Source organism: Geodermatophilus dictyosporus (assembly GCF_900115505.1).
Lineage (GTDB): Bacteria > Actinomycetota > Actinomycetes > Mycobacteriales > Geodermatophilaceae > Geodermatophilus > Geodermatophilus dictyosporus.
On the sequence record NZ_FOWQ01000012.1, the window covers coordinates 68,771 to 89,903 of the forward strand.

Here is a 21,133-nt window from a genome sequence, read left to right on the forward strand (position 1 = left end):
CCCTCACCGTCGTGGGAAGGAGCTCCGTTGTTCGAGCAGGTCGTCGACCCCGTCGGGGGGTCACTCGCACTCAGTGCCCTGGTGGCAGCGGTACCGCTGCTCACGCTGTTCGTGCTCCTCGGCGCGCTCAAGGTCAAGGCGTGGCTGGCCGGGCTGATCTCGCTGGCCGTCGCGCTGGTCCTGGCGATCATCGCGTTCCGGATGCCGGTCGGGCAGGCCGTGCTGTCGGCGACCGAGGGCGCGGCCTTCGGGTTCTTCCCGATCCTGTGGATCGTCATCAACGCGATCTGGGTCTACAACCTCACCGTCGCCACCGGGCACTTCGACGTCCTGCGGCGGTCGTTCGAGAAGGTCAGCCCCGACCAGCGGATCCAGGCGATCATCATCGCCTTCTGCTTCGGCGCGCTGCTCGAGGCGCTGGCCGGCTTCGGCACCCCGGTGGCCATCAGCGTCGTCATGCTCATGGCGCTGGGCTTCCAGCCGATGAAGGCCGCCGCGGTGGCGCTGATCGCCAACACGGCGCCGGTCGCCTTCGGCGCGCTGGCCACCCCGATCGTCACCCTGGCGACCGTCACCTCCGGCGTGAGCGACGACGCCCGGCTGACCGTCGACACCCTCGGCGCGATGGCCGGCCGGCAGACCCCGATCCTGGCCGCGTTCGTGCCGCTGGTGCTCGTCCTCGTCGTCGACGGCAAGCGCGGGATCAAGGACACCTGGCTGGAGGCCCTCGTCGCCGGCGTCTCCTTCGGCATCGCCCAGTTCATCGCCGCGAACTACATCTCCGTGCCGCTGACCGACATCATCGCCGCGCTCGTGGCAGCGGCCGCCGTCGTCGGGGTCGTCCGCGTGCGCAAGGCGAGCTACGAGCCGGTCACCGCGGCCACGCTGGCCGGGGGCACGGCGGCCGCCGGGGGCGGCGGTCGTGACCGCGGCGGCGTCGGCGCCACCGCCGGCGAGGAGCTCGGTGACGCCCCGGGCCGGCAGGCCGCGCGCGACCCGCACGCCCCGGCCGCCGGGACCGACGGCGCGCCGGTGCTGCCCGACACCCGCGCCGAGGTGGTGAAGGCCTACGCCCCCTACGGGATCATCATCGTGATCTTCGCCCTGGCCAACCTCGGCCCGGTGAAGAGCGCGCTGGGGCAGGCGCCGTGGACGACGACGTTCCCCTGGCCGGGGCTCAACGTGTTCGCGGCCGGGTCGGACACCGAGCTCGCGTCGACGACGTTCACCTTCAACTGGCTGCCGGCCGCGGGCACACTGATGATCTTCGCCGGCCTGGTCACCATGCTGGTCCTGCGGATCTCCCCCGCGAGGGCGCTCAAGGCCTACGTCGACACCTACCGCGAGCTGAAGTGGGCCATCGTCACCGTCATGGCGGTGCTGGCGCTCGCCTACGTGCTCAACCAGTCGGGGATGACCAGCCACCTCGGCCGGGCACTGGCCGAGACGGGCTCGTTCTTCGCCTTCCTGTCGCCCATCCTCGGCTGGATCGGCGTCGCGGTGACCGGCTCGGACACCTCCGCGAACGCGCTGTTCGGGGCGCTGCAGGTGCAGGCGGCGACCAACGCCGGCCTGGACCCGGTGCTGCTGGCCGCGGCCAACTCCTCCGGCGGCGTCATGGGCAAGATGGTCAGCCCGCAGAACCTGGCCATCGCGGCGGCCGCGGTGGGCATGGCCGGCCGGGAGGGCGAGCTGTTCCGGAAGGTCTTCGGCTGGAGCATGCTGCTGCTCCTGCTGATGTGCCTGATCGTGGTGCTGCAGGCCTCACCGGTGCTCGGCTGGATGGTGCCGGGGTCCTGAGGGGGGACCCCTCCGCGGCGTCCCGCTGACGACGGCGCCCCCGTACCGGTCCTCGGTACGGGGGCGCTGTCGCGTCGGCTCAGCCGCGGCCGGCCGACTCCGCCTCGCGGGCCTCGCCGAGCCGGTTGAGCCGGGCCAGCAGGTCGCCGAGCGTGGCGACGTCCTGCGCCGGCCAGCCCGACAGGTCGGCCTCCCAGCGGGCGCGGCGCGCCTCGCGGATGCGGGCCAGCCGGGCCGAGCCCTCCGCCGACGTGGTGAGCACCTGGGCCCGCCCGTCGTCCGGGTCGGGCTCGCGGGTGACCATGCCGAGCTCGACCAGCGAGGACACCTGGCGGCTGACCGTGCTCTTGTCCAGGCCCAGCCGGGCGACCAGGTCGCTGGCGCGCAGCGGGCCGGCGTCCTGCAGCAGGGCCAGCAGGCCGTAGGCCGCGCCGTCCAGGTCGGGGTGCAGCTCGCGCGCCAGCCGCGCCGAGATGGCCCGCGACCGGCGCAGCAGCAGGCCGATCTCCCGCTCCAGCCGGACGAAGGACTCGTGCGCGTCCGGCTGCTGCGGCACCTGCTCGGCGCTCACCTCTCGTCCCGGGGGTGCCAGACGACGAGCGCGGAGCTGGCCTGCCGGACCGGCACCAGGTCGGCCCGCCGCAGCGGGGTGCCGAAGCCGCTGCGCAGGGCGGACTCCGCAGCGATCCGCCGGCGGTCGGTGTCCTCGAGCTCGTCGACCAGCTCGTGCACCCGCTGCCGCAGCGCCTCGACCTGCGACTCGAGGTCGATGATCCGCTTGATGCCGGCCAGGTTGACGCCGTCCTCCTGGGACAGGCGCTGCACCTCCCGCAGCAGGGCGACGTCGCGCGGGCTGTACCGGCGGCCCCCGCCGGGCGTGCGACCCGGCGTCACCAGGCCCAGCCGGTCGTACTGACGCAGCGTCTGCGCGTGCATGCCGGCCAGCTCGGCGGCCACCGAGATGACGAAGACGGGGGCGTCGTCGGCCACGGCGCGGGCGGCGTCGCGCCGCCCGCGTCCGTCGGCGCTCACCGGGAGCTCCCCTTGTCCGCGCCCTTCTCCACCATCGCGGTGATCTGCGGCCGCGGGTCGGGCAGCTCGGCGTCGAGGGTCTTGACCGCCCGCTCCGCCTCGGCGGACAGCCGCTGCGGGACGGCGACCTCGATGGTGACCAGCAGGTCACCGGAGCGGCCGCGGCCGGGGACGCCCCGCCCGCGGACCCGCAGCGTCCGTCCGCTGGCGGTGCCCGCGGGGACCTTGAGCGTCACGTTGCCGTCGAGGGTGGGCACGGTGAGCGTCGTCCCGAGGACCGCCTCGGGGAAGGTGACCGGCACGGTGAGCGTCAGGTCGTCGCCCTTGCGCCCGAACAGGTCGTGGTCGCTGACGTGCACCACGACGAACAGGTCGCCGGCCGGGCCGCCCCGCCGGCCGGGGGCGCCCTTGCCCGCCAGCCGGATGCGCTGCCCGTCCTTGACGCCGGCCGGGATCCGCACGGTGATCGTGCGGGTCTGCGTGGTGACGCCGTTGCCCGCGCAGGTCGGGCACGGGTCGTCGACCACCGATCCGCTGCCGCGGCAGGCGCGGCAGGGCTCGGAGAAGGCGAACGCGCCCTGGCTGCGGCTGGTGACGCCGGCGCCGCCGCACACCTCGCAGGTGTGCGGCGAGGTGCCCGGGCGGGCACCGCTGCCGTGGCAGGTCGGGCAGGTGCCCGGGCTCTGCATGCGCAGCGGCACCGTCACGCCGAGGACGGCCTCCTCGAACGACAGCGTCGCCTCGGTCTCGACGTCCTGCCCGCGGGCCGGGCCGGACGCCGCCTGCGAGCGGGCCCGCGCCGAGCCCGGCGCGGCAGCGCCGCCACCGCCGAAGATGTTGCCGAAGATGTCGCCGAGCCCGCCGGCACCGGCGCGGCCGGCCCCGCCCGCGGCGCCCCCGAAGAGGTCGCCGAGGTCGAAGGGCTGCCCGCCCCCGGTGCCGCCGGGGAAGCCACCCGGGAACCCGGCCCGCGCCCCGGCACCGCCGGAGCCGAAGAGCCGGCGGGCCTCGTCGTACTCACCGCGCCGCTTGGGGTCGGAGAGCACGTCGTAGGCCTCGGAGACCTCCTTGAAGCGGTTCTCGGCGTCGGTGTTGCCCGGGTTCTTGTCCGGGTGCAGGTCGCGGGCCAGCTTGCGGTAGGCCTTCTTGATCTCCGCGGCGTCCGCGCTCTGGGAGACGCCCAGCGCGGCGTAGTAGTCCTTCTCGATGAAGTCCCGAGTGCTCATCGGGCGCCTCCTCTCCTCACGTCGGGACGGCCGGTCAGCCGGCGGCCGGGGTCTCCCCCGGCACACCGCTGCCGGGCGTCGTCTCCGTGCCGGTCGCGTGCTGGGCGGCCGGCTCCGGCGCGGCACCACCGGCCGGCTCGGTCACGGCCACCATGGCGGTGCGCAGCACGCGCTCGCCACGGCGGAAACCCTGCCGCAGCACCGTCGTCGCCGTCGGCACCTCGACCGTGTCGGACGTGTCGTGCAGGACGGCCTCGTGCAGCGCCGGGTCGAACGGGTCGCCCGCGACGCCGAAGGCCTCCACGCCCAGCCCGTCGAGGACGCCGAGGACGCGGTCGGCCACCACCTTGAAGGCGCCGGTGAGGTCACCGTGGTCGCGGGCCCGCTCGATGTCGTCGACGACCGGGAACAGCTGCGCGGCGAACCGCTCGGCGGCCTGGTCGACGACGAGGGTGCGGTCGCGGTCGACGCGCCGCCGGTAGTTGGCGTACTCGGCGGTCACCCGCTGCAGGTCCTCGGTGCGCTCGGCCAGCTGGCGGGCCGTGTCCCCGGCCCCGTCGTCACCGGCCGCCACCGCGTCCGGGGTGACCTCCGGGCCGGCGACCGTCTCGTTCTCGCTCATCTGCTCCCCTGGCGATGGGTCGGCTGTGGACGGGCCCGGCGGGGCGCCGGCCGGCTGCTCGCCGGCCGGCGCCCGCACCGTGCCGCTGACGGGGTCGATCCGCCGCTTGTCACGGATCACGACCCGCGGCTGCTCGTCCCCCTGGCTCATCGGCGGTCGGCGTCCTCGTCGACGATCTCGGCGTCGACGACGTCGTCGTCACCCGACGGGGCCGAGGCACCCGAGGCACCCGGGGCACCAGAGGCGCCCGCGGCGCCGGTCGCACCGTCACCGGTGCCGCCGGCACCGGCCTCGGCCTGCTGGGCGTAGAGCGCCCCGCCGACCTCCTGCGAGACGCGGGCGACCTTCTCCTGCGCCGACTTGATCGCGGCGATGTCCGAGCCGCCGAGGGCGGAGCGCAGCTCCGTGAGGGCCTCGCCGAGCTCCTCCTTCTTGTCGGCCGGGATCCGCTCGCCGTTCTCGGCCAGGAACTTCTCGGTCTGGTACTGCAGCGACTCGGCCAGGTTGCGGGTCTCGGCCTCCTCGCGGCGGCGCTTGTCCTCCTCGGCGTGGGCCTCGGCGTCGCGCATCATCCGCTCGATGTCGTCCTTCGGGAGGGCCGAGCCGCCGGTGATGGTCATCGACTGCTCCTTGCCCGTGCCGAGGTCCTTGGCGGTCACGTGCACGATGCCGTTGGCGTCGATGTCGAAGGCGACCTCGATCTGCGGGACACCGCGCGGCGCCGGGGGCAGACCGGTCAGCTCGAACATGCCGAGCTTCTTGTTGTACATCGCCATCTCGCGCTCGCCCTGGAAGACCTGGATCTGCACGGAGGGCTGGTTGTCGTCGGCCGTCGTGAAGATCTCCGAGCGCTTGGTCGGGATCGTGGTGTTGCGCTCGATGAGCTTGGTCATGATCCCGCCCTTGGTCTCGATGCCCAGGGACAGCGGGGTGACGTCGAGCAGCAGGACGTCCTTGACCTCGCCGCGCAGCACGCCGGCCTGCAGGGAGGCGCCGATGGCGACGACCTCGTCGGGGTTGACGCCCTTGTTGGGCTCCTTGCCGCCGGTCAGCTCGCGGACCAGGTCCGAGACGGCCGGCATGCGGGTCGAGCCGCCGACGAGGACGACGTGGTCGATCTGGCCGATGGAGATGCCGGCATCCCGGACGACCTGGTTGAACGGCGCGCGGGTGCGCTCGAGCAGGTCGGCGGTCATCCGCTGGAACTCGGCGCGGGTGATCGTGACGTCGAGGTGCAGCGGGCCCTCGGCACCGGCGGTGATGTAGGGCAGGTTGACGTTGGTCGACTGCGCGCCCGACAGCTCGATCTTGGCCTTCTCGGCGGCCTCGCGGAGCCGCTGCATGGCCAGCTTGTCCTTCGACAGGTCGATGCCGTTGGAGGCGTTGAAGGTCTTGACCAGGTGGTCGACGACCTTCTGGTCCCAGTCGTCGCCGCCGAGGTGGTTGTCACCCGCGGTGGCCTTGACCTCGATGACGCCCTCGCCGATCTCGAGCAGCGAGACGTCGAAGGTGCCACCACCGAGGTCGAAGACGAGGATCGTCTGCTCGGTCTCGCCCTTGTCCAGGCCGTAGGCCAGCGCGGCCGCGGTCGGCTCGTTGACGATGCGCAGGACGTTGAGGCCCGCGATCTCACCGGCCTCCTTGGTGGCCTGGCGCTGCGCGTCCTCGAAGTAGGCCGGGACGGTGATGACGGCGTCGGTCACCGGCTCGCCCAAGTAGGTCTCGGCGTCCCGCTTGAGCTTCTGCAGGATGCGGGCGCTGATCTCCTGCGGCGTGTAGCGCTTGCCGTCGATCTCGCCGGTCCGCCAGTCGGTGCCCATGTGGCGCTTAACCGAGCGGATGGTGCGGTCGACGTTGGTGACCGCCTGGTTCTTGGCCGACTGGCCGACGAGGACCTCGCCGTTCTTGGCGAAGGCGACCACCGACGGGGTGGTGCGCGAGCCCTCGGAGTTCGCGATGACCGTCGGCTCGCCGCCCTCGAGGACGGTGACGACGGAGTTGGTGGTGCCGAGGTCGATACCGACCGCTCGAGCCATGGAGCTGGCCTCTCTTCCGTGTGCGTGCTGGGGTCGTGCTGGTCCGGAGGTCGTCGGGCGGGCGCCGGCGCGGCGCTCACAGCCGCCTTGCGTCGGGTCCGCTCAACTTTCCTGCCCACCCTAACGGCACTCCCGCCACGGGTGTTCCCCGCCCCGCCCACGTCCTCCCCCGTGACACGGCCCACACCGCCCGTCACCGCCCCGTTGCCCCTCCTCCCGCAGTCCCCTCCAGCGGTGCCGCCCTCACCTCGTGGTGCCCGTCCTCACCCCGCAGCGCGAGGTCGGGCACCACGGGGTGAGGACCGCGGTCGCCGTCCACAGATCCGCACGACGGCGACCACCCGGCGGGCGGGGTCACCAGACTCCCCGCGTGCACCCCGTCCTACGAGCCGCAGCCGACCGCCAGTGGGGGTTGTTCACCGCCGTCGACGCCCGCCGGGCGGGCTACGGCCACGACGAGATCCGCGTCCTGTGCCGCACCGGGATCTGGGTGCGGTTGCGGCGTGGCGTCTACACGACCGCCGAGCGCCTGGGCGACCTCGGTGGGCGGCCGCACGGCGTCGACTGCCTGGCCGCCCTGCTCCTCCTGGACCGGCCCGAGACCGTCATCAGCCACGGCTCGGCCGCCCGGATCCTGGGCCTCCCCGTGTGGGACGGGCTCGAGCGCACGGTCCGCCTGACCGACCCCCACCAGTGGCGGGCCGGCTCGGGCTTCCGGGTGAACTGCGCACCGCTCGACACCCACGAGGTGGTCCGGCGCGGCCCCTTCCGCCTCACCTCCGTGGCCCGCACGCTGGTCGACTGCGCCCGGGAGTGGCCGCTGGAGGACGCCGTCGTCGCGCTGGACGCCGCACTCCTCGCCGGACGGACGACACCCCGCGAGCTGTCCCGCGTGGCGGCGGCGCAGCACTGCTGGCGCGGAGCACCCCGCGCGCGACGGGCGATCGGACTGGCCGACGGGCGTGCGGAGTCACCCCTCGAGACCCGCGGGCGACTGCGCATCGTCGGGTCGGACCTGCCGTCGCCGGACCTGCAGGTCGAGATCCGCACCGGCCCGCGACTCGTCGGCGTCGTCGACGCCTGGTTCGACGACGCCGCGGTCGCCGTCGAGTTCGACGGCCGCCTGAAGTACACGGACCCCTGGGGCGACCGTTCCCCCGGCCAGGTCGTGTGGGAGGAGAAGCGGCGCGAGGACGGGCTGCGTGCGCTGGGCATCCGCGTCGTCCGCATCGCCGACGCAGATCTCGGCGACGGGTGGCCGGCCGTCGCGGCGGACATCGCCGATCTGCTGGCCGCACCGGGGCCGGCGGTCCGGCGCTTCGCCGCGACGCCACGCACCCGCGGCCGACTACGGACCGCGTGAACCGCGTCGACTCCGCACCCGCCCGCACCTCGTGGTGCCCGACCTCACCCTGCAGGACGAGGTCGGGCACCACAGGGCGAGGACGACGGCGCCGGAAGACCGCACCGGACGACGGCACGGGACGACGGCACCGGACGACGGGGGACGACCCGCGGGTGACCCGCCTCACTCGCGGCCGACAGACACCACGGCGCGGGACACCCCGGTCAGGTGTCCCGGCCGACCCGCCGGTCCCGAACGGGCCGGTCAGCGGGCCGACGGCGGGGCTGCGAGCACCGTGCCGCGACGGTGGGTCGGGGCTCGGCGCCCACGGTTACCGCCGAGTAACCTGTGGTCCGGCCAGCTATCGTGCTGGGCTGCGTGGGCACAGGCGCCCACGCGCGATCCGCCGCCGGTCCGCGGGCCGGTGAGGACGGCGGCGAGGCCCCTCTCGCACCGTCCGGGCGGACGGGAGCAACCGACGCCGCTGGGCGTGGGGAGAGGGAATCATGACGGGCCCCCTGCAGATCGTGCTCGGCACGATCAGCGCGCTGTTCCTCATCGTGGCGGTCGTCTTCGCCTACCGCGCCGTCCGCGCGATGGTGCGGATCATCCGGACCGGCCAGCCGGACGCCACCCGCAACGGCCCGGTCGGACCGCGGCTCAAGACGCTCGCCGTCGAGTCGCTCGGCCACACCCGGATGCTCAAGTGGTCGGCCATCGGCGCCGCCCACTGGTTCGTCTTCATCGGCTTCTACGGCCTGTTCCTCACGCTGGTCGAGGCCTTCGGCGAGGTGTGGAACCCGGCCTTCCACCTGCCGCTGATCGGCGAGTGGAGCCTGTGGAACCTCTTCGCCGACGTCATCGGCGCCGGCACGGTCCTCGGGATCCTGTACCTGATCTACCGGCGGCAGAAGGACCACCCGCGCCGGCAGGGCCGCACCAGCCGATTCGCCGGCTCCAACGAGGGCCGCGGCTACTTCGTCGAGGCCGTCGTCCTCACCGTCGGCACCTGCATCCTGCTGATCCGCGGGCTGAAGGTCTCCTCCGGGCTCACCGAGGCGCCCACCTGGTCGCACCCGGTCTCCAGCCTGCTGGCCACCGTGCTGCCCGACAGCCCTGACCTGCTCAGCGTCGTCGCCTTCGTCAAGATCGTCGTCTCGCTGGCCTGGCTCGTGGTCGTCAGCCGGATCCTCAACATGGGCGTCGCCTGGCACCGGTTCAGCGCGTTCTTCAACATCTACTGGAAGCGCAACGACGACGGCAGCGTCGCGCTCGGCCCGCTGCAGCCGATGACCTCGAACGGCAAGCCGATCGACTTCGAGGACCCGGGCGAGGACGACGTCTTCGGCCGCGGCAAGATCGAGGACTTCACCTGGAAGGGGATGCTCGACTTCACCACCTGCACCGAGTGCGGGCGGTGCCAGAGCCAGTGCCCGGCGTGGAACACGGGCAAGCCGCTCAGCCCCAAGATGGTGATCATGGACCTCCGCGACCACCTGTACGCGAAGGCCCCCTACCTGCTCGGCGAGAAGACCGCGAGCGAGACCGCGCCGGACTACGACGTCCTGAAGCCCAGCGACGAGCAGGTCTGGGCGTCGGGCTACGCCCGCATCGAGGGCACCAACGACGCACAGGCGCACCGCCCGCTCGTCGGCACCCTCGAGGAGGGTGGGGTCATCGACCCCGACGTGCTGTGGAGCTGCACCAACTGCGGCGCCTGCGTCGAGCAGTGCCCGGTCGACATCGAGCACGTCGACCACATCGAGGACATGCGCCGCTACCAGGTGCTCATCGAGTCCAACTTCCCGTCCGAGGCCGGCGTGATGCTGCGCAACCTCGAGAACCGCGGCAACCCCTGGGGCGTGAGCCCGAGCACCCGCGAGGACTGGATCAAGGACATGGACTTCGAGGTGCGGATGGCCGACGGCCCGCTGCCCTACGACGTCGAGTACCTGTTCTGGGTCGGCTGCGCCGGCGCCATCGACGACCGCGCCAAGAAGGTCACCAAGGCCGTCGCCGAGCTGCTGCACACCGCCGGCGTCGAGTTCGCCGTCCTGGGCTCCGGGGAGACCTGCTCGGGTGACCCGGCCCGCCGCATGGGCAACGAGTTCGTCTTCCAGATGATGGCCCAGGAGAACGTCGAGACCCTCAACGGCGTCTTCGAGGGCCGCGTGCCGGGCACCCGCAAGATCGTCACCACCTGCCCGCACTGCTTCAACTCGCTGGGCCGCGAGTACCCGCAGGTCGGCGGCGAGTACGAGGTCGTGCACCACACGCAGCTGCTCAGCCAGCTGGTGGAGGAGGGCCGGCTCACCCCGGTCACCCCGATCGACCGCAAGGTCACCTACCACGACCCGTGCTTCCTCGGCCGGCACAACAAGGTCTACACGCCGCCGCGGGAGATCCTCGACAGCGTGCAGGGCCTCTCCACCCAGGAGATGCACCGCTGCAAGGACCGCGGCTTCTGCTGCGGCGCCGGCGGCGCGCGCATGTGGATGGAGGAGAAGATCGGCAAGCGGATCAACGTGGAGCGCACCGAGGAGGCCCTGGGCCTCGACCCGGACGTCATCTCCACCGCCTGCCCGTTCTGCATCACGATGCTCTCGGACGCCCTGACGTCGAAGAAGCAGAACGGCGAGGCCGCCGAGCACGTCGAGGTCCTCGACGTCAGCCAGATCCTGCTCCGCTCGATGGCCCCGGTCGGCACGCCGGGCACCGAGCACGGCGCAGAGGTCGGCACCGCCGACGACGACGTCGCGGGCACCGGCTCGGCCGCCACGGGACACGGCCAGGCATAACGCGCGGAGCACCACCCCACGGACGCCGTCGGCGACGGAAGGACCCCCTGCCCCCCACCACCCGCACGCTCGCGCGCGGTGGGGCCCTGCAGGGGGCCGCCGGCCGGCGGCGTCCGTCGTCCCGGGCCGGTGCCGGAGGGCGGCGCTGACCAGCGGATTGGTTGCAGCGTGCACCCGGCAGGCACCATCGGGGGGTGACCCGCACCGCCGCCGCCCCCGGCACCGCCGCCACCCCCGACCGACGGCGGGGCCTGCTCCTGGTGGCGGTGGCCATCGTGCTGACCGCGGCCAACCTGCGGACGGCGGTCTCCTCGGTCGGCCCGGTGCTCGAGGAGCTCGAGGCCGGGCTCGGCGTCTCCAGCGCCGCCGCCGGCGTGGTGACGACGATGCCCGTGGTCTGCTTCGCCGCGATCGGCTTCGCCGGCCCACCGCTGGCCGCCCGCTTCCGCGACGCGCACGTTCTCGCCGGCGCCCTGCTGGTCATGGCCGCGGGGCTGGTGCTGCGCGCCGTCGTCGACTCCTTCCCGCTCTTCCTGGTGGGGACGGCGCTGGCCATGGTCGGCGGCGCACTGGGCAACGTGCTGCTGCCAGGACTGGTCAAGCGCTGGTTCCCCGCGAACACCGGGCTGCTGGTGGGCGCCTACAGCGCGGCCATGGCCATCGGCGGCGCGGTCGCGGCGACGGCCACCGCGCCGATCGCGGCCGCGGCCGGCCCCGACGGCTGGCGGCTGGGCCTCGGCGTCTGGGCGGTGCTGGCCCTCCTCGCGGCGCTGCCCTGGTTCCTCACCCCGCGGCGGCCCGGCAGCTCCCGCGGGGAGCACCGCGCCGTCCGTCTCGGGCCGCTGCGCCGCAGCCCGACCGCACTGGTCCTGACGCTCTTCTTCGGCCTGCAGGCGACGCAGGCCTACGTCGTCATGGGCTGGTCCGCGCAGTACCTGCGCGACGCCGGCCTGAGCGCCGCGGCGGCCGGGCTGCTGCTCGGGGTCAACTCCGTCGTGGTCATCCCCGTCAACGCCGTCGCGCCGGCGCTCGCCGTGCGGCAGCGCCTGCAGCGGCCGCTGCTGCTGGGGTTCATGGCCTGCTACGTCGTCGGCTGGGGCGGGCTGTTCCTGGCCCCGCGCAGCGTCCCGTGGCTGTGGATGTCGGTGCTCGCCGTCGGCATGGGCACCTTCAGCATGGTGCTCGCGCTCATCGGCGTGCGCGCCCGGACGGCGGAGACGACCGCGGCGCTGTCGACGTTCACGCAGAGCTGGGGCTACGTCCTGGCCGCCGCCGGCCCGCTGCTGGTGGGCGTGCTGCGCGACGTCACCGGCGGCTACACCGGCATGTTCTGGCTGGTCGGCATCACCACCGTCGGCCTGACGGTCACCGGGTGGCTGGCCACCCGCCCGCGCCACGTCGACGACGAGCTGCCCGGCTGGTCGCCGGCGGCGGTCAGCCCTGCGGACGCCGCGTCTCGGCGCGGGTGAAGTTGCGGAACGAGCGCGACGGCGTGGGGCCGCGCTGGTCCTGGTAGCGGGACCCGTAGACCGCCGAGCCGTAGGGGTGCTCGGCGGCCGAGGTCAGCCGGAACAGGCACAGCTGGCCGATCTTCATGCCCGGCCACAGCGTGATCGGCAGATTCGCCACGTTGGACAGCTCCAGCGTGATGTGCCCGGAGAAGCCCGGGTCGACGAAGCCCGCCGTCGAGTGGGTGAGCAGGCCGAGACGGCCCAGCGAGCTCTTGCCCTCCAGTCGCGCGGCGAGGTCGTCGGGGATCGAGACCAGCTCGAGGGTCGACCCGAGCACGAACTCGCCGGGGTGCAGCACGAACGGCTCGTCGCCGTCGGTCTCCACCAGCGTGGTCAGGTCGTCCTGCTGCTGCGCCGGGTCGATGTGGGTGTAGCGGGCGTTGTTGAACACGCGGAAGAAGCGGTCGAGCCGGACGTCGATGCTCGAGGGCTGCACCAGCCCCGCGTCGTGCGGCTCGATGCCGAGACGCCCCTCGGCGATCGCGGCGCGGATGTCGCGGTCGGACAGCAGCATGGCGCGGAGTCTAGGGAGCGCGGTCTCATCCTCCCGGGTCAGACCCGGTGCCCACCTCCTCAGCCGGGCCGGGCCGCGTGCCGATGCCGTCCTGCTGGCCCGTCGGAGGCCGGCATCGCCCGGGCGTGCTCCCGGGCCGGGAGGAGGGCACGTGTCGACCCTGAGGAGGCGCACCCAGGCGGGTGTGCTGGTGACGGCCGTGGTGGCCGGCTACGCGGGAGCGGCGGCCTACACGGCGCTGGCCGCCCCCGCCGTGGCGGCCGCCGCGGACTTCGGCCCCGGTGACGGACTGACCCGCTACGTGGTCACCGCGACGACCGGGGACGCCGCCGGGCTGCTGGAGCCGCTGGCGGCACTGGAGGGCGTGGCCAACGTGCAGCGCCTCAGCGACGGCCGGGCCCTGGTGGCCACCGGCTCGCTCGACGAGGACGACCTGGCCGCGGTGGACGGCGTGGCGGCGGCGGAGCCCTCCCCCACCGCCGAGGTGTTCGGCACGGTGAGCGACCCCTACGTGCCGGCCTACGGGTGGTACCTGGACAACACCGGCCGCAACGCGCCGGGGCAGACCGCGGTGCCCGACGCCGACACCGACGCGCCCGACGGCTGGGCCGGCGGCCGTGGCTCCGGCGTGGTCGTCGCCGTCGTCGACACCGGCTACGACTCCGACCACGAGGACCTGGCCGGCGCGCTGTGGACCAACCCGGCCGAGCCCTGCGGCACGCTCGACACCGACCGCAACGGCAAGGCCGGCGACTGCCACGGCTGGAACTTCACGACCAACTCGCCGGACGTCGACAACGGCGCCAACGGCAGCCACGGCGCGAGCGTGGCCGGGTCGGTCGGCGCCCGCGCCGACAACGGCCGCGGTGCCGCCGGCATCGCCCCCGAGGTGACGATCATGCCGCTGGCCGTGGGCAGCGGGAGCGGGGTCGACGTCCTGCTGGGCGCCGAGGCCATCCGCTACGCCGCCGACCACGGCGCCGACGTCGTCAACGCCTCCTGGGGCGGCCAGCTCTCCGGCTGGCCGCTGGAGGTGCTGCGTTCCGCGGTGGCCTACGCGGGCTCCAAGGGCGTGCTGGTCGTCGTCGCCGCGGGCAACGACTCCGCCGACCGCGACCGCAGCCCGGTCTACCCGGCCAACCTGACCGAGCCGAACGTCATCACCGTCGGCTCGAGCACCGCCGCCGACACGGTGAGCACGTTCTCCGCCTACGGCGCCACCGCGGTCGACCTGTTCGCGCCGGGCAGCCGGGTGCTCTCCACCTGGAACGACGGCGGCTACCGCCTCGTGGACGGCACCTCGTTCTCCTCCCCGATGGTCGCCGGGGCCGCCGCCCTCTACCGGGCCGCACTGCCCGGCGCCACGGTCGCGCAGGTGCGCCAGGCGCTGCTGGAGGACGTCGACCAGGTGGCGGCCTTCCGCGGCCGCTCGGTCACCGGTGGCCGGCTCTCGGTCGCCGGCCTGGCCGACGCCGGGCTCGGGGCGGTCGACTACACCTTCTCCGGGATGACGGCACCGGCCGGTGTCGTGGCCCCGCGGATCGCGGTGACCGGCACGGCCGCGCCGGGCTCCTTCGCGGTGACGCTCGGCCTGGGCATGTGGCACGAGGGCACCGTGTGGGCCGTGGCCGACGTCCCCGTCGTGCTCGACGGCGCCACCGTGACGACGGACGACGAGGGGCAGGCGACCTTCGCCCTCGGCGCCCGCACCAGCCTGGCCGGCCTCGACCTGGCCCCGACCGTGCCGCTGGCCGACGGGCGGTACGTGCTCACCGTCCAGCTCACCCGCGACGGCGCGCCGCTCGGCACCACGCGCGCGGCCCCGCTGCTGGTCGGCTCCGGCGCCCAGGCCGGTCCCGGCACGGGCGGGGACGAGGGCGGCTCCGGCACCCCGGACACCGGCACCCCTGACACCGGCACCACGCCCGGCACCACGCCCGGCACCACGCCCGGCACTGGCGACGGCGGCACGGGCACCGGCGACGGCGGGACGGGCACGCCGGGTACGGGCGACCCCGGTGCCGGCACGCCCGACACCGGCAACGGCTCCGGCGGCTCCGGCGGCTCGGGCACCGGGGACCCTGGCGACGGCGGCACGGGCACCCCCGGTACCGGGGACCCCGGCGCCGGCACGCCCGACACCGGCAACGGCTCCGGTGACTCCGGTGACTCCGGTGGCTCCGGGGAGGGCAGCGCGCCCTCGCCCGTTGTGCCGGGCACCCCCGCTCCCGGCGGCACCCCGCCGCCGTCGGGCAGCGGCGGGACGCCCTCGCCGGGCGAGGGCGGCGAGCTCACCTTCCCCGCCCGCGGGCAGTTCCGGATCACCTCGATCAGCCCGGTGCGGGTCAGCGTGGACGGCGGCACCCAGGTGCGCATCACCGGCGAGGCCCTGCCGGACGGGGCGCGGGTGCTCGTGGGTACGACCGGCGCGGCACAGGTGGTCAGGAGCACCACCACCGAGCTGGTGTTCCGCGCACCGGCCCGCGTGGTCGGGCGGTACGACGTGACGGTCTTCGCCCCCGACGGCCGCCTCCAGGTGCTCGGCCTCGTCCTGGAGTACGTCGACACCACGTCCGGCGGGACCGCACCGGCACCCGGTCCGGGCGGGACCACGCCGGCACCCGCGCCGGCACCGGCACCCACCCCGGCACCGGCTCCCGACCCGGCACCGGCACCGGCACCGAGCCCCGCGCCGGCACCGAGCCCCGCGCCGGCACCCGGACCGGCGGCCGGCGACCGGTCCGACGTCCGGACCGGCCCGGCCGGGCAGCGCCTGGTGCGCTCCGCCCGCCTGGCCGCGCTCCCCGCGTCGGTCTGGGCGCAGGACTGCTCGTCGTCCTGCCGCGGCGTCGTCCTGGACGCCTGAGGGCCGGGTCGGGCCGGGGGCCCTCACCGCCCCCGGCCCGGCCCGCTCGGCTGACGTCCGACCGCCGCCTGCCGACACCTGGCGCACGACCCACCCGAGGCGGGAGGACCCGCGTGCCGGAGACCATCCCGCGGACGACCGCACGACGCGAGGCCCGTACGACCGTCCGCCCGACCGGGGAGGGGCGCACCTTCTCGGCGGAGGAGCTGGTCGTCTCCAAGACCGACCCGCGCGGCGTGATCACCTACGCCAACGACGTCTTCCTCAGGGTCGGCGCCCACACCCTCGACGAATGGCTGAGCGGCTGCGGTCGGAGGCCACCGGCTTCCTGGCCGACATGCGCCGCTGAGCCCCGGGGCGCCGGGTGCGGGTCCCCGCCGCACCCGGCGGCCGCATGTACCGTGACCGTCAGTGCGGCGGCCGGTCGGCCGCCCGGTCCTGACGTCGGGCGGGGTCCCCGCGCCCTGGCGTGCGCGCGGGGAGGGGTCGTCCTGGAGGTGCGCGTGTCCGCGGATGCCGCCGCGCGCCCCGAGACCGCGGGCGTCTTCGCCGGCGACAGCGAGAACGGCCGGCTGATGGCCGCCTTCGACTGGTCGACGACGCCGGTCGGGCCGGTGGAGGACTGGCCGGCGGGCCTCCGCCACGCCGTCCGCACGGTGCTGGCCTCGCGGTTCCCGATGATCCTGACCTGGGGCCCGCGGTACACGCAGTTCTACAACGACGCCTACGCCACCCTCATCGGCGCCAAGCACCCCGGCGCCATCGGCGAGGACCTGCGGGTGACCCTCGCCGAGGGCTGGGCCGCGCTGCAGGAGCCCGTCGAGCACGCGATGGCCACCCGTGAGGCGTCCTGGATCCCCCAGCTGCTGCTGCTCCTCGAGCGCGCCGGGTACCGCGAGGAGACCTACTTCACCGTCTCCCACGCCCCCGCCTTCGGCGACGCCGGCGAGGTGGCCGGCATGCACGCGGTCTGCACCGAGGTGACCCGCCAGGTGGTCGCCGAGCGGCGGCAGCGGCTGCTGCACGCGGTGTCCACCGCCGCCGGCCGCCGCGAGGACGAGCACGACCTCGCCGTGCAGGTCTGCCGGGCGCTGGGCGAGGAACCGCTCGACGTCCCCCTCGCCGCGGTGTACCTCACCGGCGACGGCGGGCGGCTGCGGCGGGCCGCCGTCGCCGGTGAGGCCGCCGACCGGCTGCCTGCCGTCGCCGCGTCCGCCGAGGAGCTGCGCCGGGTGGACGTCGCCGCCCTCGGCGTCGCCGGCGGCCCGTTCGGCGACGCGGTCGGCGACGCGGTCGTGCTGCCGCTGTCGGGCGGGGCCGGGCGCGAGCCGGTGGGCGCCCTGCTGGTGGGCGTCAACCCCAACCGGGCGCTGGACGCCGAGTACCGCACCTTCCACGAGCTGCTGGCCGGCCAGGTGGCCGGCGCCGTCGTCGACGCGCGGGCGTACGCCGCCGAGCGCGCCCGTGCCGAGGCGCTGGCCGAGCTCGACCGGGCCAAGACGACCTTCTTCTCCGACGTCAGCCACGAGCTGCGCACCCCGCTGACCCTGCTGCTGGCCCCGATCACCGACGCGCTGGCCGAGTCCGGCGGGGCGCTGCCGCCGGCCGTCCGCGAGCAGCTCACCCTCGCGCTGCGCAACGGCCAGCGGCTCAAGCGGCTCGTCGACGACCTGCTGGAGTTCGTCAGCATCGAGTCCGGCCGGACGGCGGCCGTGCGGGTCGGGGTCGACCTGGCCGCCACCACCGCCGAGCTGGCCGGCGTGCTGCGGGCCGCCGCCGAGCGGGCCGGGCTGACCCTCACCGTGGACTGCCCGCCGCTGTCGCGACCGGCCGCCGTCGACCCGCGCATGTGGGAGAAGGTGGTCCTCAACCTGGTGGCCAACGCGGTGAAGTACACCTTCGTCGGCGGCATCGTGGTGCGGCTGCGCGCCGAGGACGACGAGGTGGTGCTGCAGGTCTCCGACACCGGCGTGGGCATCCCCGCCACCGAGCTGCCCGCGCTCTTCGAGCGCTTCCACCGGGTGCCCGACTCCCCCGCCCGCAGCCGGGAGGGCACCGGCCTGGGCCTGGCGCTGGTGCGCGAGCTGGCCGGGCTGCACGGCGGCACGGTCGACGTCCAGAGCGCGCCGGGGGTGGGCAGCACCTTCACCGTGCGGCTGCCCTTCGGCGAGCCCGACACCACCGAGGTCCCGCCGTCGGTGCCGGCCGCCGTCCGTGGCGCCGCGCTGACCCCCTGGGACGACGACCCGAGCTGGTCCGAGCGCCCGGCCGCGCCCCCCGGCGTCCTGGGCACCGTGCTGGTCGTCGACGACAACGCCGACATGCGCGCCTACCTGACCCGGCTGCTGGCGCCGTCCTGGACGGTGCGGACGGCGGCCGACGGCGAGGAGGCGCTTCGCGACGTGGCCCGGTCGCGGCCCGACGTCGTGCTGACCGACGTGATGATGCCCGGCGTCGACGGCTTCGGCCTGCTGCGGGCGCTGCGCGCCGACCCGGGCACCCGCACCGTCCCGGTCGTCATGCTGACCGCCCGGGCCGGGCAGGAGGCCGCCGTCGAGGGCTTCGACGCCGGCGTGGACGACTACCTGGCCAAGCCCTTCGAGTCCGCGGAGCTCCTCGGCCGGCTGCGGTCGGTGCTCGAGCGCTCCCGCGGCCGCCGCGAGCCCGCGCCACCGGCTCCGGCAGCCCCCCGGGCCGCGGCCCCCGTGCCGCGCCCGCCCCGTCCCCGCGCCGAGCGGGCCGCTCCCGTGCCGGCACCGGCCCCGGCTGCGTCGGGTCCGGTGCCGGCGACCGCGTGGCGCTTCCCGTCCACGCCCGCGTCGATCCCGCCGCTGCGGCGCCGGTTGCGCGCGCTGCTCACCGACGCCGGCCTCGACGAGCACCGCGTCTACGACCTGCTCCTGGCCGCCTGCGAGGCCGCCACCAACGCCGTCGAACACGCTCAGGACCCGACCGAGCCGTTCGTCGACGTGCGGGTGACGGTGGAGGACGGCGCCGTGGAGATCGCCGTCCACGACCACGGCCAGTGGCGCGAGCGGACCGCCAGCATGGACCGCGGCCGAGGGTCGATGCTGATGAGCGCCTTCGCCGACGTCGTGGCGACGACCGGTCCGACCGGGACGACGGTGGTCATCCGCAGCCCGCGCCCCTCCGACGGGCACACCGCGGCCTGAACGGTGCCGCGGCTTGCTACGCTGGTGGACGGCTCCAGGGCCACCGCGGGTGTAGTTCAATGGCAGAACATCAGCTTCCCAAGCTGACAGTGCGAGTTCGATTCTCGTCACCCGCTCCGTAGAGCCGCAGGCCAGCGGCCTGTTGGTCCTCTGTAGAAGTTCTGTAGGACTACTTGACAGACCTCTCTGCACCGCTCGTGACCCTGGTCTTCCGCTCGTTGGGTCATGAGTAGGTCACGCTGGGGCCACCGTATGACCTGGTGAGCGCCCCAGCCGCTGGTGGTTGCGGCCCCCGCGACTCCGCGCCTGGCCGCTGTCCCAAAGCGGCCCACTCAGGGACAGCCGGGACGTCTTGCGGGTCGTGCTCTCGTCGGGGACGGGCGGCCGGGGGCAGTCGTCAGCCTGCGGCCGTCGCGGCCGGTGCCTCGGTCCCTGCGTCGCCGGCCGGGCCGGCGTAGGGGTTGTCGATGATGTAAAGCCACCCGCCGTCGGGCTGGCGTTGAGCAACCTCGGCCGTGATCGCCGACATGGACTCGCCTCCGGCGGTGAGTGTCCACTTGTTGCTCAGGATGGCCAGATCACCCGCCTCGATGATGTATCGGGTGGTCACAGTCATGCGGCCCTTCATGGCGCACACCTGGATGACCTGCTCGCGGATGGCCTCGTGGCCCGTGATCGTCGAGCCGTCAGGCAAGACCATATGGGCGTTCTGGGCGTACAGGCCGACAAAGCCCTCGACGTCCTCCTTGTTGATCGTCCGCTTGACGGCCGAGTGGATGTCCTCGAGGGCCAAGCCGTGTGCCATGGAGTCACCTGTCAGCAGGAGGACGGGCCGGACGGACCGTAAGCCCATTCTTGACGCCGAGATGGGCGCGGTCTCGCGTCGCCTCTCCGGCCGGGGCTCCCGCGCATGTTGATGACCCCCCGCGGCCGACACCGCTCGCTGAGCAACCCCCAGGAGTCCGAAGCGATCTGACTGTCTCTGAAGCCGCATTCAGGGTCATTTACGTCCAGCCGACGTTGTCCCAGGTCCGTTGCTGGGTGGGTCCCTCAGCGGCTCACCAAGGGCTAGCACGGAAGTGGCACGAGGTGGAGAGTCAGGCGCTCATCCGATTCCCCCGGAGGACTGTTCCATGTACCTGCGACTCTCTCGCGCGACCTTCGACCCCGGCACCATGAGCGACGAGCAGATCACCGTCCTGGATCAGGGAGTTGCGGACGCACTCAAGACGCAGCCGGGCTTCATCTCCTACCAGAGCGGGGTGAACCGTCAGGCTGGCACCATGGTGGCGATCAGCACCTGGCAGGACGAAGAGTCGGCCAACTTCCCCCGAGAGGCTCTCGGCGGAGTCATCCCCAAGGCCATGGACCTCGGCCTCCGGATGGAAGCTCCCGAGATGTACGACCTGGGCGTCACAGCCTGACTTGGGGGCCGACCCCAAGAAGACGTTGCGGAACGCTGTGGGCGCTGGTCGAGCCGCTGATCCCACCGCACAGGCCCGCTGTGCACGGGCGCACCGGCCGGCCCCGCACGGCTGACCGGGACGTGCTCGAGGGCATCGCGTTCGTGCTGTCGCACGGATCGGCTGGACCAAGCTGCCCGGCGAGTTGGGCTACGGGTCGGGCTGGACCTGCTGGCGGCGGATGCACGAGTGGGCCGAGGCCGGCGTCTTCGACCGACTGCACACCGTCGTGCTCCACCGGCTCGGCGAGCAGGGCCGACTGGACTGGTCGCGGGCCAGCCTCGACAGAGTCAGCGTCCGGGCGAGAAGGGGGGGGTGAGCTGACCGGCCCCAACCCCACCGACCGGGCCAAGGCCGGCAGCAAGTACCACCTGCTCGTCGACGCGCACGGACCACCGCTCAACGTGGCCGTCTCCGGTGCCAACCGGCACGACAGCCCCTTCGTCGAACCGCTCCTCGACGGCATGCCGGCGATCCGCCGCGGCGGCCGCGGCCACCCACACCGCCGACCGCTGAAGCTGCACGGGGACAAGGGCTATGACAACCCGCGGGTGCGCCGCTACCTGCGCCGCCGCGGCATCACCGCGAGGATCGCCCGCCTCGGCCGGGACTCCAGCGCTCGCCGCGGCCGGCCCCGCGGGGTCGTCCAACGAACCCTGGGCTGGCTGCTGCCCTACAAACGCCTCCCGCTGCGCTACGACCGCGTGATGATCGGCAGCTCCCAAGCTGACAGTGCGAGTTCGATTC

The 21,133-nt window shown here is 74.1% G+C and carries 14 protein-coding genes, 1 tRNA gene and 1 pseudogene; 9 read left to right on the forward strand and 7 right to left on the reverse strand.

Annotation, left to right across the window (positions count from 1 at the left end):
- Positions 1 to 27 precede the first annotated feature (27 nt).
- The gene (locus BMZ33_RS22090) at positions 28 to 1,800 is read left to right on the forward strand and encodes an L-lactate permease (protein ID WP_091116830.1); all 1,773 of its coding nucleotides are present in this window, start codon (positions 28 to 30) and stop codon (positions 1,798 to 1,800) included.
- A 79-nt stretch (positions 1,801 to 1,879) separates the two neighbouring features.
- Here BMZ33_RS22090 and BMZ33_RS22095 read toward each other — a convergent pair whose 3' ends face one another.
- The 5 genes from BMZ33_RS22095 to dnaK all read right to left on the reverse strand — a co-directional run bounded on the left by BMZ33_RS22095 (position 1,880) and on the right by dnaK (position 6,716).
- Positions 1,880 to 2,371, reverse strand: a complete 492-nt coding sequence (locus BMZ33_RS22095; RefSeq protein WP_169064718.1) for a MarR family winged helix-turn-helix transcriptional regulator — start codon at positions 2,369 to 2,371, stop codon at positions 1,880 to 1,882.
- Positions 2,368 to 2,832, reverse strand: a complete 465-nt coding sequence (locus BMZ33_RS22100; RefSeq protein WP_091116833.1) for a heat shock protein transcriptional repressor HspR — start codon at positions 2,830 to 2,832, stop codon at positions 2,368 to 2,370. Before BMZ33_RS22100 ends, BMZ33_RS22095 begins: the two co-directional genes overlap by 4 nt.
- Complete coding sequence (gene dnaJ, locus BMZ33_RS22105) at positions 2,829 to 4,058, reverse strand: molecular chaperone DnaJ (RefSeq protein WP_091116836.1); 1,230 nt, start codon at positions 4,056 to 4,058, stop codon at positions 2,829 to 2,831. Before dnaJ ends, BMZ33_RS22100 begins: the two co-directional genes overlap by 4 nt.
- A gap of 34 nt (positions 4,059 to 4,092) precedes the next feature.
- Positions 4,093 to 4,680: a nucleotide exchange factor GrpE gene (gene grpE / locus BMZ33_RS22110; protein WP_169064719.1), complete on the reverse strand. Its 588-nt coding sequence runs from the start codon at positions 4,678 to 4,680 to the stop codon at positions 4,093 to 4,095.
- A 146-nt stretch (positions 4,681 to 4,826) separates the two neighbouring features.
- Positions 4,827 to 6,716, reverse strand: a complete 1,890-nt coding sequence (gene dnaK, locus BMZ33_RS22115; protein ID WP_091116844.1) for a molecular chaperone DnaK — start codon at positions 6,714 to 6,716, stop codon at positions 4,827 to 4,829.
- 370 nt (positions 6,717 to 7,086) lie between these two features.
- On the opposite strand from dnaK, the gene BMZ33_RS22120 reads away from it, so the two are divergent.
- From BMZ33_RS22120 to BMZ33_RS22130, 3 genes are all read left to right on the forward strand, one after another.
- Positions 7,087 to 8,079: a type IV toxin-antitoxin system AbiEi family antitoxin domain-containing protein gene (locus BMZ33_RS22120; protein ID WP_091116847.1), complete on the forward strand. Its 993-nt coding sequence runs from the start codon at positions 7,087 to 7,089 to the stop codon at positions 8,077 to 8,079.
- 488 nt (positions 8,080 to 8,567) lie between these two features.
- Positions 8,568 to 10,859, forward strand: coding sequence for a (Fe-S)-binding protein (locus BMZ33_RS22125; protein ID WP_091116851.1), 2,292 nt, complete (start codon positions 8,568 to 8,570; stop codon positions 10,857 to 10,859).
- Positions 10,860 to 11,053: 194 nt separating this feature from the next.
- The gene (locus BMZ33_RS22130) at positions 11,054 to 12,328 is read left to right on the forward strand and encodes an MFS transporter (RefSeq protein WP_091116855.1); all 1,275 of its coding nucleotides are present in this window, start codon (positions 11,054 to 11,056) and stop codon (positions 12,326 to 12,328) included.
- Here BMZ33_RS22130 and dcd read toward each other — a convergent pair.
- Complete coding sequence (dcd, locus tag BMZ33_RS22135) at positions 12,294 to 12,884, reverse strand: dCTP deaminase (RefSeq protein ID WP_091116858.1); 591 nt, start codon at positions 12,882 to 12,884, stop codon at positions 12,294 to 12,296. The two genes, BMZ33_RS22130 and dcd, sit on opposite strands and share 35 nt — an antisense overlap.
- Before the next feature lie 151 nt (positions 12,885 to 13,035).
- Here dcd and BMZ33_RS22140 point away from each other — a divergent pair, with 151 nt between their 5' ends.
- From BMZ33_RS22140 to BMZ33_RS22150, 3 genes are all read left to right on the forward strand, one after another.
- On the forward strand, positions 13,036 to 15,750 hold the full coding sequence (locus BMZ33_RS22140) for a S8 family serine peptidase (protein WP_136697389.1): 2,715 nt from the start codon (positions 13,036 to 13,038) through the stop codon (positions 15,748 to 15,750).
- A gap of 503 nt (positions 15,751 to 16,253) precedes the next feature.
- Positions 16,254 to 18,923, forward strand: coding sequence for an ATP-binding protein (locus tag BMZ33_RS22145; RefSeq protein WP_169064720.1), 2,670 nt, complete (start codon positions 16,254 to 16,256; stop codon positions 18,921 to 18,923).
- A gap of 45 nt (positions 18,924 to 18,968) precedes the next feature.
- Positions 18,969 to 19,039: transfer RNA gene (locus BMZ33_RS22150), tRNA-Gly, on the forward strand.
- Between the two features lie 281 nt (positions 19,040 to 19,320).
- On the opposite strand, the gene BMZ33_RS22155 is transcribed toward BMZ33_RS22150, so the two are convergent.
- Positions 19,321 to 19,728 carry a YybH family protein gene (locus BMZ33_RS22155; RefSeq protein WP_169064721.1) on the reverse strand — a complete coding sequence of 136 codons (408 nt, stop codon included), beginning with the start codon at positions 19,726 to 19,728 and terminating at the stop codon, positions 19,321 to 19,323.
- A gap of 328 nt (positions 19,729 to 20,056) precedes the next feature.
- Here BMZ33_RS22155 and BMZ33_RS22160 point away from each other — a divergent pair, with 328 nt between their 5' ends.
- Positions 20,057 to 20,347: an antibiotic biosynthesis monooxygenase family protein gene (locus BMZ33_RS22160; RefSeq protein WP_091116867.1), complete on the forward strand. Its 291-nt coding sequence runs from the start codon at positions 20,057 to 20,059 to the stop codon at positions 20,345 to 20,347.
- Positions 20,344 to 21,094, forward strand: a pseudogene (locus BMZ33_RS23830) (IS5 family transposase); the annotation flags it as partial. The gene BMZ33_RS22160 and the pseudogene BMZ33_RS23830, both read left to right, overlap by 4 nt.
- Positions 21,095 to 21,133: the final 39 nt, after the last annotated feature.